This is a genomic window from Paenibacillus sp. 2TAB19 (genome assembly GCF_052115185.1).
Classification (GTDB): Bacteria; Bacillota; Bacilli; order Paenibacillales; family Paenibacillaceae; genus Pristimantibacillus.
This window is the reverse complement of record NZ_JBFRGE010000005.1, coordinates 154,963-167,895: the sequence shown is the minus strand read 5'-3', so window position 1 is coordinate 167,895 and position 12,933 is coordinate 154,963. Positions and strand designations below refer to the sequence as shown.

At 52.9% G+C, this 12,933-nt stretch carries 10 protein-coding genes; 3 read left to right on the top strand and 7 right to left on the bottom strand.

Going from position 1 to position 12,933, the window contains the following annotated elements:
* Nucleotides 1-379: 379 nt before the first annotated feature.
* The 5 genes from xylF to AB4Z33_RS03960 form a co-directional block, all read right to left on the bottom strand.
* Nucleotides 380-1,525 (bottom strand): D-xylose ABC transporter substrate-binding protein, encoded by a 1,146-nt coding sequence (gene xylF, locus AB4Z33_RS03980; protein ID WP_442048663.1) that lies wholly within the window; start codon nt 1,523-1,525, stop codon nt 380-382.
* Between the two features lie 22 nt (nt 1,526-1,547).
* The gene (locus tag AB4Z33_RS03975; RefSeq protein WP_442048662.1) at nt 1,548-3,086 is read right to left on the bottom strand and encodes a response regulator; all 1,539 of its coding nucleotides are present in this window, start codon (nt 3,084-3,086) and stop codon (nt 1,548-1,550) included.
* Nucleotides 3,061-4,530 (bottom strand): sensor histidine kinase, encoded by a 1,470-nt coding sequence (locus AB4Z33_RS03970; protein ID WP_442048661.1) that lies wholly within the window; start codon nt 4,528-4,530, stop codon nt 3,061-3,063. The genes AB4Z33_RS03975 and AB4Z33_RS03970 overlap by 26 nt, the downstream gene beginning before the upstream one ends.
* Nucleotides 4,527-5,504 carry a sugar ABC transporter substrate-binding protein gene (locus AB4Z33_RS03965; RefSeq protein WP_442048660.1) on the bottom strand — a complete coding sequence of 326 codons (978 nt, stop codon included), beginning with the start codon at nt 5,502-5,504 and terminating at the stop codon, nt 4,527-4,529. The genes AB4Z33_RS03970 and AB4Z33_RS03965 overlap by 4 nt, the downstream gene beginning before the upstream one ends.
* A 172-nt stretch (nt 5,505-5,676) precedes the next feature.
* Nucleotides 5,677-8,091 (bottom strand): choice-of-anchor A family protein, encoded by a 2,415-nt coding sequence (locus tag AB4Z33_RS03960; protein ID WP_442048659.1) that lies wholly within the window; start codon nt 8,089-8,091, stop codon nt 5,677-5,679.
* A 128-nt stretch (nt 8,092-8,219) separates the two neighbouring features.
* Here AB4Z33_RS03960 and AB4Z33_RS03955 point away from each other — a divergent pair, with 128 nt between their 5' ends.
* Nucleotides 8,220-8,819 (top strand): hypothetical protein, encoded by a 600-nt coding sequence (locus AB4Z33_RS03955; protein ID WP_442048658.1) that lies wholly within the window; start codon nt 8,220-8,222, stop codon nt 8,817-8,819.
* The gene (locus AB4Z33_RS03950) at nt 8,761-9,507 is read left to right on the top strand and encodes a glycosyltransferase (protein ID WP_442048657.1); all 747 of its coding nucleotides are present in this window, start codon (nt 8,761-8,763) and stop codon (nt 9,505-9,507) included. Before AB4Z33_RS03955 ends, AB4Z33_RS03950 begins: the two co-directional genes overlap by 59 nt.
* A gap of 50 nt (nt 9,508-9,557) precedes the next feature.
* Here the strand turns inward: AB4Z33_RS03950 and AB4Z33_RS03945 are convergent, their stop codons facing one another.
* Together AB4Z33_RS03945 and AB4Z33_RS03940 are read right to left on the bottom strand one after the other, a co-directional pair.
* Nucleotides 9,558-10,574 (bottom strand): SDR family oxidoreductase, encoded by a 1,017-nt coding sequence (locus tag AB4Z33_RS03945; RefSeq protein WP_442048656.1) that lies wholly within the window; start codon nt 10,572-10,574, stop codon nt 9,558-9,560.
* A 163-nt stretch (nt 10,575-10,737) separates the two neighbouring features.
* On the bottom strand, nt 10,738-11,286 hold the full coding sequence (locus AB4Z33_RS03940; RefSeq protein ID WP_442048655.1) for a hypothetical protein: 549 nt from the start codon (nt 11,284-11,286) through the stop codon (nt 10,738-10,740).
* A 567-nt stretch (nt 11,287-11,853) separates the two neighbouring features.
* Here AB4Z33_RS03940 and AB4Z33_RS03935 point away from each other — a divergent pair.
* Nucleotides 11,854-12,909, top strand: coding sequence for an LLM class flavin-dependent oxidoreductase (locus AB4Z33_RS03935; RefSeq protein WP_337100855.1), 1,056 nt, complete (start codon nt 11,854-11,856; stop codon nt 12,907-12,909).
* The last annotated feature ends 24 nt before the right edge of the window (nt 12,910-12,933 follow it).

Below are 12,933 nucleotides of genomic sequence, written 5' to 3'. Positions count from 1 at the left end.
GGTTGTCTTGTACAAACTGAGTAACAAGATTTTCAAATAGATTAGTGAGCATGTTTTCGGGTATATTAGTCATCGGTAGGGTCCTTTCTCTGGTGGCTTCAGCAACCCCGAGGATACCCTACTTTTTTGTTGTCTGACAAGGCTACAAATCTTGGTACACAAACAATTTTAYGTCATCTCACTGGGGGCGAAAAGGCCGATTCTGGCTGTATCAATTCCATTCAAAAGTCAGTTCAGCGGGCGATTTTGACCTATTAGACTGTATGAAATACAGGCAAAATAAACCTCAGTATGCGAGTCTCCGATTTATACAGAAAAGGATCTCAACCCATTCACGGCAAGGTGAAGGCTGAGATCCTCTTTCTCTAATAAATAAACGTTATTCCGGCTGCGCGAACCTGTACACATCCTCCTTGGCGTGGAAGCCGTCGGCAATAATGGTCGCGTCCAGGTTCAGCCGATCTACCGCGATCGGCGACAGCAGTACGGACGGCACCTCGATCTTGCCGTTATTCACCTTCCGGTCGGCGTGCGGAGTCTCGCCCTTGGCCATCATGACGGCAAGCTCGGCCGCCTTAAGCGTCAGCGCATGGATCGGCTTATACACCGTCATCTCCTGAGTGCCGGTTACGATACGCTGCGCGGCAGCGAGATCCGCATCCTGTCCGGCGACCGGAATTTTGCCGGCCAGTCCTTGTGCTTCCAATGCTGCTATGACGCCGCCTGCCGTCGCGTCGTTGGCGGCAATAACCGCATCGATCTGATTGTTATTGGCCTTCAGCGCCTCTTCCATATTGGCTTTGGCGTTAGCCGGCGTCCAATCCTTGGTCCACTGGTCGTAGACGACCGTAATATCTCCGCTGTCAATGAACGGCTGCAGCACGTTGAACACGCCTTCCTTGAACAAGTGGGCGTTGTTGTCCGTCTCCGCTCCTCCGATATACACATATTTGCCTTTCGGCACAAGCTTCGTGATCGAATTGGCCTGCAGTTCGCCGACCAGCTCGTTGTCGAAGGAAACGTACAGATCGATCTCTGCATTTTTGACCAGCCTGTCGTAAGCGATAACCTTCACCCCAGAGGAATGGGCTTTCTTCACAATCGCTGCCGTGGCCTCCGCATTATGGGGTACGATGACGAGAAGATCGATGCCATGGCTGATCATCGTCTCCGCTTGTACGATCTGAAGCGCGTCGTCTCCGTTCGACGCACTGATCTCGACCTCAACTCCGAGAGCTTCCACAGACTCCCGGAACAAATCCCGGTCCTTCAGCCAGCGTTCCTCCAGCAGCGTATCCATGGAGAATCCGATCTTGATCGGTTGCTCCACGGTCTCAGAGCTTCCGCCTGTTCCATCTTTGGTTGATACCGGCGAGGGCGAAACAACCGAATTCGACGCGCCACCACCTCTATCCGCATCCGCGCCAAGTGCGCCGTCGTCGCCGTTATTGTCGCAAGCGGCAACGGCTAAGACGATAACGATTGCAAGCAGAGCCGTCCTGACTCGCATCCATATACGCTTCACGCTAATCGCTCCTTCTCTGCCGTCAGCTCTCATCGTCGGTCAGCTTTCTGCCGCCGAGCAGCGTCTTGCGATATTCCTTGGGCGAGACAGAGCACATCTTCTTGAACACCTTGCTGAAGTAGTTCGGATCGTGATACCCGACCTCGAACGTAATTTCCTTGAGGCTCTTCTCCGGGTCCGCCATCAGCTTCTTCGCTTTTTCGATGCGGCATTCCGTTAGGAAGTCTATGTAGTTGATGCCAAGCTGGTCCTTGAACATTTTGCTAATGTAGAACGGACTAAGTCCCACGCGTTTCCCGATCGCATCTAGCGAAATATCCTCTTGAGAATGCTCCGCGATATACAACTTGATCTGCTGGATCGTGTCCGGCTCCACCTGTTCGTAGTGTTCCGCGTAGGACTGCTTCATGCGATCCAGCAAACGTCCGGTTTCGGCCCTCAGCTGGCGGCCGTCCTGAGACTGGAAGGAGAACAGCGGCGTCTCCGCCTCGATGCCCATCTCGCTGAGCACGCGGGAAGCCACCCACAGCAGCTCGAGCACGCGTTGCTGCGTCTGCATCAATTCGGCGCCTTCGTTCTCATACTGCTGGATAAAGTCCATGACGCCAGCCCTCACCTGGTCCCATTGTCCCAACCTGATTTGGTCGAAGAACTGCCTCTCCCGCTGCTTGGCCAGCTGGCCGTCAAGCACGGCGCCCAATACGGGCGTGTCCTCATAAAACCTGTATTTGACCGGTAGCGACGTATCCATTGAAGCTATTAGCGATTCTTGGTAAGACTGGCGAATGTGCTCGAGCGATCCCGACATGTTGCCGATGCCAACGAACCAGCCCGAAATGGCGTCCTGCTTCGCAACGGATAGAATATCTCGGGCGAGGGAAATCGCTTGGGTTCGGTACGAGCGCTCTGGATCCCTAACAACGATAATGGGCAGCTGGCGGCCGTAGAGTGCTCCGACCAGACCGCCTCCTGCCTGCCTAACCTTCTCCTTCACCGCTGTATAGAATTGTTCCGCGCCTGCGGGCAGCAGCACGAGCATGACGAACATTTCATTTGCCGTCCGAATATCAAGGAGGCCGACCAGCTCGTCGACATGCACATCGTGCACATGGTCGAACAGCAGCTGCGTCACGACGTCCGTCTCAATGAGCGGCAGCGCCTTCTGCAGCGAATTCTGCTTCATGCGATCTTCTTCAATCTCCCGGAGCACCTTCCCGACCGTGGCTATAATTTCGCTCGCCTTGCTTGGCTTGAGCAGGTAGTCTTTCACGCCAAGCTTGATCGCCTGCCGAGCGTAATCGAACGCGTCATACGCCGTTACCATGACATATTTGATCCGAGGATACTGCTCCTTGATCACTTCCACCGCTTCCAGACCCGTCATGCCCGGCATTTTGATATCCATTAGAATCAAGTCCGGCTCGAACTCGCCCGCCATCTGCACCGCGATCTTCCCGTTCTGGGCTTGCGCAATGACTAGGTCCGGGTAGCCCTTGCGCAATATCGCCTGCAGACCTTCGCGTTCTATTTGCTCGTCATCTACGATCAGGAGCTTTATCATAGGTTTCGATTCCCCTTGTTTTCGGTATTTTCATAATGACCTTCGTGCCGCGCCCGCTTCCGCTCTTAATATCGATCACGTCCTCAAGGCCGTAGAACAGATGAAGCCGTTTGACGACGTTGCTCATGCCGATACCCGTCGAGTGACCTTCCGCCTCAACGGCATGCTCCGCTAATATGCTTTGGATTTTTTCCTCGGTCATGCCCGGGCCGTCGTCTTCGATCTCGATCGTAACTCGCTCTTCCCCGTCGATGACGCGGAACCAAATGTTGCCGCCTTCCTCTTCGGGCTCGACCGCGTATATGACGGCATTCTCGACGATCGGCTGCAGCGTAAGACCTGGAATTTGCACGTACAGGCATGACTCGTCGAGCTCTATGTGCAGCCTTAGCCGCTCCGTGAACCGCGCTTTCTGAATATCGATATACTGGCGCATCACTTTCACTTCATCGTACAGCGTGACGGAGCGATCCAGTCGCTTCAGATTATAGCGCAGCAAGCCCGCCACGCTGACAAGCAGATCGCTTGTCTCCTCCGAGCCTTCCAAATAAGCTTTCTTCGACAGCGTATCGAGCGTGTTGAACAGAAAATGCGGGTTAATCTGACTCTGCAGGCTGCGAAGCTGGCTCTCTTGAAGCAGCAGCTTGTTTTGCTGCAGCTCGTTCTCGAGCTGCGCCTTCTGTTGGATTTCCGAGATCAAGTTATTAATGTTGATCCTCATCCGGTCGAACATCTTCGCAAGGAAAGATATTTCGTCGTTGGACTCCACTTCCACTACTAAGTCGAACCGCCCTCTGGACAGCTCCTTGGCCGCTTGGGTCAGCTTCAGAACCGGACGCGTAATACTCAAGGAGAACCAGTACGTGAAGACGAGCAGGAGGAACGTGATAAGCATGAGAAGCCAGACGCCCAGCTCCCTCAGCTCCTTGGATTGCTCAATAATGCCGCGGTAGAAGCGGTCATAAGTCCTCAGCTCGGTATCGATCAGCGTCAGCGTCATCTCGGAGATGTATTTGGAGATGCGCGTCGCTTCCGTGAACGCCTGGGACGAGGCCTCCGTCTCCTTCTCAGATTGGAAAATAAGCGATCGGTCGGTCGTCTCGACGAGACTGTCGATTAGGTTCATGTAGCTGGTTAAGACAAACGCATTCTCCGCATTGCGAAGCATATTCACCTCGTTCTTCGCCCCTAGAATACTCTCACGGCTCTCGTCCAGCTGGGTCAGGTTGGCTTCGCTCGGCGTCATCAGGTAGTTGTTCAGCGACGTAATGATCTGCTGGCTTGCCGTCGTCACCTCATTCATGCGAAGGTAGCGCTGCAAAATGTCATTGTACCGATCTTGCGTCTTCTGGTTGTAATAAGTAAGCGCTATCCATATCGTCGCCATAAAAAACAGCACGATCGCCGCCAGTGTCCATATTTTTTTCTGAATGCTGATGTTCATCGCGCTTCCATCGCCTTCGCCATCCGAATATCGGTGAGATAACCGTCCATTTCAAGAGGAACCRTCTCGCCGCTCAACCACTCCATCATCAGCTTCACGCTCAGCTCGCCCATTTTCTCCGGAGATTGCTCGATCATCCCGTCCAGCTTGCCCTGCTCGAACAGCTCTTCCGACTCGCGCCCGTCATCGAATGAATAAATATGATACGGTCCGATCTGCGAGCGCCTGCCGATCTCATGCAGCATCGCGCTGGCCATGCCGGCGTTCACCGCAATGAAAGCATCGGCGTCCGGTACCCGGTTCATCAGATCCTTCGTCGTGGCAATGACCTGCTCCCTTGTCGCCTCTGTTTCGGCGTAAGCCGTCCGAACATCCTTATAATCCTTCAAGACGTCTTGAATACCGGCCAGCCGTTGCTTCTGATAATACTCCTGATACGTGTCTCCCAGCAAAATGACGTTGCCCGATTGCCCCATATCCGCAAGCAGCTGCTTGGCGATCATCTGCCCCGCCGCGTACTGATCGGAGCCGACGTAGGTTCTTCTCAAGCTCTCCGCCATCGGCACGTCGTTAGCGACCGTTATAATGGGAATGCCGTAGAAGGCCGCCTTAATCTTGGTCAGGCTCTTGAACTCCTCTGCATCAAGCCCCTGCACGATAATGCCATCCACTTTGGAGTCGATCGCGATTTCTATTTTTTCCAAAAATTCCTCTTTGTTTTTCCCGTAGCTGCCCCATACCTCAAGACTCGCTCCGTCCTTCCGCGCCTGCTCGACCGCGCCGTGGCCAACCTTGTCCCAGAACGTCGTCTCCAGCTCCTGCGTGATGAGCACCAGACGATATTCGGTCTGCTTTGGGATCTCCGTCTGCGGCAGTCGCCAATCAGAACGGAAGGCTTTGCCCGCTGACACGAAGGTAAAAAAACATAACGTAAGACATACAATGCCGAGTAGAACCATGACCATTTTGCGCAAGAGAAGCGTCTCCTTTGTTCGAGCCTAACATCTAGCATCATCATATCCATGAATAGGAAAATGTTCAACTACGCTTATGTTATTTCATCGTTTAATCGAAGCAAACAAAGGATGCCCCGCAAGCAGCGGAGCATCCCTTGTTCAATTCATGCATGCATACAGCCTTCTCCTGCTACTCCTCTTCCTCCTCCGTTACGATAATGCGTGTCGTATTGGACAGCAGTGCCGCTCTGAAACACGAGGAGCCGAAGCGGAATTCGAAGAAGACGACCGCTTGGTTCTCGATGAAATCGCCTGCCGGCTCGAACAGAACCCTAACCCGGAACGACAGCGTGCGCGTGACGCCCGGTCCGATCGCGCCTAAGCCGACGCCTACCTTCGGATCCATTTGGCTGACGCCGTCGACGACCAGACTGCCCGATACGAATTGCAGCTGATTGGCCAGCTTATCATAGAAGATAACGTTGCCCGCTACGATATCGGTCGATGTATTGCTAATGGTTACATGATATTGATAGCTTTCTCCCACTCTAACCGTCTGAACGTTTGCCGTCTTAATGAAATTCGAGAAATCGGATGCGCTAATCTGCAGGATCGGATTCACGATCGTATTCGACTGGAACGTCTGCGTCGAGATCGTTCCGTTCGCGAGAAGGAAATTCGCCGTCGCCTGCGCCGTGTTCGTGAATGAACTGCCGCCCGTTACCAAAGCATCGAACCGAACGAATACCGCCTCATTCGGCGGAATAGGACCGAGATTAATGCCCGTATTCGGATTCGCCTCCAGCTCCAACACATCATCAACAATAACAGTGCCCGGTATGAAGAGCAGATTCGGCTGTAGGACATCTTGCAGCGTCGTTCGGACCGATATCGCATTGCCGTTATTGACGGCGAACAGACTTAACGTAATGCGTTGACCGATGAATAAAGATACGTCGAGAAAGGTTTTCGACAGCAGCAGATTTGGCGATGTCGGCTGGAACGCTCGAATCACCGTTACGAGTGCCGTATTGACAATAGGCTGAACCGTGCCGCCCATGAACGGAATCGTTACGCCCGGCAGCGGCGGCAAGGTGATGCCAGGAATCGTTACCGGCTGATCCAATACAACGACGCCTCCTGCTATCGTTAGCGGGGGCTGGCCCGCATTGTCTCCCGGCGCCGGCGTTACTCCCGGTTTGAACACGGGAAGAACGGGCAGAAGCATGCCGTTCACCGGCGTTACGCCCGGCGTGCCGGGAATGGCGATCTCCATCGGGCTGCAAGTCGGAACGAGCGTTCCTGGAGGAACAGTCACAACAACACCGTTGTTCGTAATTAGTCCCTGCGGCGGAAAACCCGCAACGAACACCTGGAATTCAATCGTGACCGTCTGCCCGACAGCAATCGTCCCGAGCACAAGCTCCGAGCCGATGTCCACGCCGCTGAATCGACCGCCGTCAATGAACAGGCTTGACGGGATGACGATGATTCCGTCTGGGAATACATCGGTTAAGATCGCTTCGCCCGGCGCTGTTCCCGTATTCGTAATCGTGATCGTATACGTGATCGTATCGCCCAACTGAGCGGTTAACACGCTTGGCGTCTTCGTTCCGACAATGTTCGGCCCCGTTATGACTGCTGGGGTTGTTGTCGTCGTACTCGAAGAGGTTGTGGATGATGTAGTGGTGGTTGAGGTAGTCGATGTAGTCGATGTAGTGGATGTTGTAGATGTCGTGGACGATGTTGTTGTCGTCGTTGATGTTGGAGGAACGACCATCGGCCCAGGCAAGCAGCCCACGAAAGGAATATTATGCGCCTCAAGTGTACCCGACACATTCGTCAGCGAAGCCGCAATAATCGTTCCGTTAATGTTGCCAAAGCCGATCGCTTCCCAGTCCGCATAAGGCGCAAGCACGGAGCCCGTAATGGATAAGTTTTGGTTAAATGCCCTTGTCGCTTGATAAAAGTTCCATAGAATCGTTGCTCCGTCTTCACGCGTGGACGTAACGCCATTGCGGAAGATTGTATAGCTGCCGAAGCCTACATCCGTTCCGCCGACATTAATAATGATCGTCGACCCTGCCGGAGCAACAATGTCGATCCCGTTGGCGGTATCGAGGCGAAGCCCGTTGCCGTCGACATTATTTCCGTTAAACGTGAACACGTTGAACGCAGGATCGGTTCCGGTTAGCACAATCTGGCCAAAATTGTTCGCTACCGTCCCGGTTGGCGTTACAGCCGAGAGATTGAGTGAAAGCGCCGCGAGCTCTTGCTCCGCTAAGTCAAAGTCGATAGGTGTGCCGACTAAAGGCTGATTCGGAACGCCGTTGTTGTTGGTCATCGTGTAATTAATGATTTCGCTATCGGGATAGATGACCGTATTGCCCGCAAAGTTCGTACCCATCGAAACGTTAATGTTTCCTTGAACGATCAGATCCGGCCGTGTCGTTGACACGGGCAGCGTATCGCCGATGCCATAGCTGGTGTAGGTAGCCGTCCCTCCAACGGCAACGCGTCCTTCCGAATCGACGAAAGACTGGGTATGATCTCCGAAAACAAAAACATTAAAGTCGTTGGCGATGCCTAAATTCACACAAGCCATCCTCTGCGCCCCTCCTCCATCTTGAGGTCAATTCCTAAATGTCATTCCATGATGTGTATGCATAATGAGCTAGTCTCAAACATACATGAGTATGGACTTTAAAAAAATTCGCAAAGAGGGAGTTTTCGATGAAGGTTGCGGTCCTAACGATGTTCAACGGACTTGCCAAAACCTATTCTCTCGTCAGCGTCGTCGAAGAGCATCTGCATATGCTGCTCGATGCAGGCGTAAAAGTGAAGCTGCTCGTCAGCCAAGATTGCCCGGATTCCGAGCGCTTCGGCATCTTCGCCGATGATCGGCTGGAATGGGTGAAAATTACGAATCGGCTGCAAGGACAGCAGATACATTGGATGGATTATTCGCAGCCGACAGGCAGAGTTCATGAAGCCTTCTACGATGAAGCGGCGACGATTGCCGAGAGCTTATATGAAGCGTTAAAGCATGAGGACGTATGTATCATGCACGATATTTTGTATCAAGGATGGCATCTCGTTCATAATGTAGCGGTTCGGATCATGCAGCGTCGGCTGCCCAATCTTCGATTCCTCGCCATGAGCCATTCCATGCCGATCCCAAGGCCGGCTCGTATGGACTGGCCGCTCTCGGCGCGGTATACCCCTTTGCCTAATACGACCTACCTCTACCCGACACAATCCGGACTAGCGGCGCTTGCCCGGCAAGTACAACGTCCCTTTAGAGCGCTGCCGTGCCATCTCCAATTGCTGTAACCCGTACGCTGAATTCAGCCAAGAGCTGCAGCAGCTAGCCGCGAAGACCGACCTGCTGTCGCCGGATATTGTGGCCGTCTATCCCGGGCGGCTTACTCCCGGCAAGCAGCAGAACAAGGCTGCTGCCTTAGCGGGGGCAATCGCCGCTGCCTCAGGCAAGCGCGTAAAGCTCGTCTTCTGCGACTTTCCCTCGCTCGATATTGAGGCAGCTGCGTTCAAGCGAATGATTGTAGAAGCCGGTATACACAACGGACTTCATAAGGAAGACATCGTGTTCACCTCCGATGCAGGCTGGCCTGACGGATTCCCCCATCGCAGCGTCATGGAGCTGTTCACGATCAGCAATTTATTTATTTGCCCCTCCTATTCCGAATCGTTCGGTTTGATCGTGCTGGAAGCAGCCAGCCGCGGCAATTTCATCGTGCTGAACGAAGCCGTTCCCGCTTTGGAGGAGCTGGGCAAGCAGCTCCATGCCTACTTCATGCGTTGGAATGCCCGGAACATCGGCTATGATACGCAGGAGCACTATCACCCTTCCGAGCGTCACTATATGCTGGAGCATGCCGCGGCCATAGTGGGCCAGATGGAACAGAACCCTGTTCTCCATGCCAAAACAACAGCCCGTCAGCGCTATAATCCCGAATGGATTTGGCAGCATCAATTGAAGCCGCTGCTCGAAGAGGTTTGAACGAACGACAAAGGACGCCCCTCGCGAGGGGCGTCCTTTGTCGTCCGTTGTTATTCCTTTATGCTTGCAATCGCCGCATCAAGAGCGCCGATTACTTTATCACACCAAACATCGAACTCTGGATCTTCCTTCTGATACTCTGGATGCTCCAAAATGTACTCAATCGTCCTCTTAATGCCTTGGTCAAGCCGCGTTGTCGCAACGAATTCCGGCACGAGCCGCTTTAACTTGGCATTATCGAATACAACGGTATTCGCTTTATCACCCAGCAAGCCGCCTCTGAAATCTTCGTTGCTGCAAGCATCAAGGAAGGCCGACGATACGTGAACCGCATTCAACTTCACGCCTAGAGCATCGGCGATAATCTCGTATATCTGATTCCAAGTCACCGACTCATCGGACGTAATATGGACGGACTCGCCAATCGCATGGATGTTGCCCATCAATCCGATGAATCCTTTGGCAAAATCGCTATTATGCGTCATCGTCCAAAGCGATGTCCCGTCTCCATGAATAATGACCGGTTTGCCTTCCAGCATCCGCTTCGCCACCTGCCATGAACCTTTGCTTCCGTGCACACCAAGCGGAATCGAACGTTCATCGTAAGTATGGCTTGGTCTAACAATTGTAATCGGGAAGCCCTGCTCTCGGTATTGCTTAATCAAGTACTCCTCGCAGGCAATTTTATTACGGGAATATTCCCAATACGGATTAGACAGCGGAGTTCCTTCCGTAATTCTATAATCGGATAAAGGCGTCTGATAAGCAGAAGCCGAGCTAATGAACATGAACTGCTTCGTCTTGCCGCTGAACAAGCGATAATCCCGCTCTAGCTGCGATGGTACGAAAGCAATGAAATCTGCAACGACATCGAAGCTTAAATCCTCGATCAGCGCAGCTACCCGCGCTTCATCGTTAATATCGGCTTGCAGCACCTTAATTCCGGCCGGCAGCCCTTCGTTTCTTGAACCTCTGTTGAGAAGGTACAGCTCATGGCCTTGCTCCAGCAGCTGGCTCGTAATGGCAGAGCTAATGATGCCCGTGCCTCCAATAAATAACGCTTTCATTTATTCGCACACCTCCGAAGTGTAGTCGGGTCTAGCGCCTCTCCTGCATATCGATGCTTATGAACAGGCGTTCATAGACTTATTCGACGTTACTGCGGCAAACCCTCCCAACAAAAGAAGAACGCCTGCTCCGGGCGCTCTTCTTTTGGGCCAAACAAACCTTTTATTTAGCTTTCTTCTGTGCCGTAGAGAACTGAATAGCCGTTCCGTTAATCACATTGCGAAGTACATTACGGAAGACAAAGGCCGCTACATTGTTGTAGTTGCTGTAGAAATCCGATAAGTCGTCATTGAAGAACTGCACGACTCTCACCTTGAACACGGGATACACGAACGTATTGCCGAAAGGTGTCCTCGCCACAACAAAGCTGAACAGTTCGTTCGTGCGGAAGGCAATTCGATACAGCGCAACGATCTTAGCCGGCGTCAGTCCTGTCGTGATTGGGCTGACGATCTTGCCCCCCGACTTCACTCTTACCGCAACTCTCGTATTGCCGAACGACTTCGTGGACAATAAAAGTGTTGCAAGCGCCTTCGCTTTACTTAAACCGCATACCTTCAGCGTAATCTGAAAACTCCCGTCAGGAAGCTGCACCATGGGCTCGACCGTTACTAGCCGGTCCTTGCCCACGGAATACTTGATCTCGCTCCAGAATGTCGCTTCTGGCGGAGACAACGAGATACGGACTTTTTGACGCAAATCCTTTGTCATGTGAACCCTCTCCTCCTAAGTCATTGGCTTGTACGCCACTCTAGCAGCGTTATGCCGAGACTATTGTTATCTATCATTTTATGGAAGAGAGAGTGATTAGGAACTGCATAGGCCTAGCCTTACAGAAATAGATTGCAGACGTTCTCTCGGCTGCACCTCCTTCAATATGCACGTGATGCGCGCCAAGACTAGCTCCGCTTCCTTTGCTCCCGCAATATTTTCCGTGTTGATGTAGAATGGGCCAGGGTTCAATCTCGCAAGAAGTATACTAGTAGCTTTCATCCCGTCCTGAATCGACATCCTCATTCCCCCTTCAATTCGCCTCGACTTTTGTACTATAAATTGGAAAATAGAGCATTATACGATATACAAGCGTAAACGGCTGTCGCTTTGCACGAACCGTTAGCTGCTTCTTTGCGCAGATCGTTTCTGTGCCGTCTTTGGCGGGGCACTCGTAAAGTTAACTATTTCGCTATATTCTTGTAAGGTACTTAACATTTTGATGTGGAAAATGGTAAACTAAAGCTATTGAGGAGGCGATTATCAATGTCCAATGAGACAGTTAATATGGAAATAGGAATTAGTACGTTTCTAGAGACGACACCGGATCCGTCAACCGGAATCGTCATCAGCCATGCGGAAAGAATCCGCAATGCGGTGGAAGAAATCGTCGTGGCCGATCAAGCAGGCCTTGACGTCTATGGAATTGGCGAGCATCATCGCCCCGATTACGCGGGCAGCGCTCCGGCCATCATATTGGCCGCTGCAGCTTCGGTAACGAAGCGGATACGGCTGTCAAGTGCCGTCACCGTTCTGTCGTCGGATGATCCCGTGCGCGTATATCAATCCTTCTCTACGCTCGACGCGCTCTCGAACGGACGGGCCGAGATTATGGCAGGCCGCGGCTCGTTCATCGAATCGTTCCCGTTATTCGGTTACAGCCTTGATGACTATGACGCGCTATTCGATGAGAAGCTCGAGCTGCTGCTTAAAATTCGCCAGTCCGAGAAAGTATCATGGCCCGGCGGCGGACTTCGTCCCGCTATCGACAATCTCGGGGTATATCCGCGATCCGTTCAAGAACCGCTGCCGGTATGGATCGCCACAGGCGGCAATCCGGAATCGGCCGTTCGCGCCGGAACACTTGGGCTTCCGGTCGCATTCGCGATAATCGGAGGCATGCCCGAAAGCTTCGCACAACTCGTTGCCTTGTACAAGCAGGCAGCCGAACGTGCCGGTCACGATCCAAGCAAGCTGTCGATCGCAACGCATTCCCACGGCTTCGTCGCCGACACGAATGAGCAAGCGGCCGACTCCTTCTTCCTGCCGACAGCGAGACAAATGAACGTTATCGGACGCGAGCGCGGCTGGCGCGGCTCTTATGACCGTGCTGCATACGACGCCGCACGAAGCTTAAGAGGCGCATTATATGTCGGCGATCCCGAGTACGTTGCAGAGAAGATCGTTCTCCTGCGCAAAAATCTCGGCATCACCCGCTTCTTCCTCCATGTCAACGTCGGCACGATGCCGCATAAGGAAGTGCTGCACGCTATTGAGCTGCTGGGTACGAAGGTTGCCCCTATCGTTCGCAAGGAAATCGCGCGCATGGAAGGAACGAACTAAAGAGAGAAGGTCGCTTATAGCATG

Coding starts and splice junctions, on each gene's coding strand:
- AB4Z33_RS03960 (WP_442048659.1), bottom strand. CDS start 8,091: ATGGCTTGTGTGAATTTAGGCATCGCCAACGACTTTAATGTTTTTGTT.
- AB4Z33_RS03940 (WP_442048655.1), bottom strand. CDS start 11,286: ATGACAAAGGATTTGCGTCAAAAAGTCCGTATCTCGTTGTCTCCGCCA.
- AB4Z33_RS03975 (WP_442048662.1), bottom strand. CDS start 3,086: ATGATAAAGCTCCTGATCGTAGATGACGAGCAAATAGAACGCGAAGGT.
- AB4Z33_RS03945 (WP_442048656.1), bottom strand. CDS start 10,574: ATGAAAGCGTTATTTATTGGAGGCACGGGCATCATTAGCTCTGCCATT.
- AB4Z33_RS03955 (WP_442048658.1), top strand. CDS start 8,220: ATGAAGGTTGCGGTCCTAACGATGTTCAACGGACTTGCCAAAACCTAT.
- AB4Z33_RS03970 (WP_442048661.1), bottom strand. CDS start 4,530: ATGAACATCAGCATTCAGAAAAAAATATGGACACTGGCGGCGATCGTG.
- AB4Z33_RS03935 (WP_337100855.1), top strand. CDS start 11,854: ATGGAAATAGGAATTAGTACGTTTCTAGAGACGACACCGGATCCGTCA.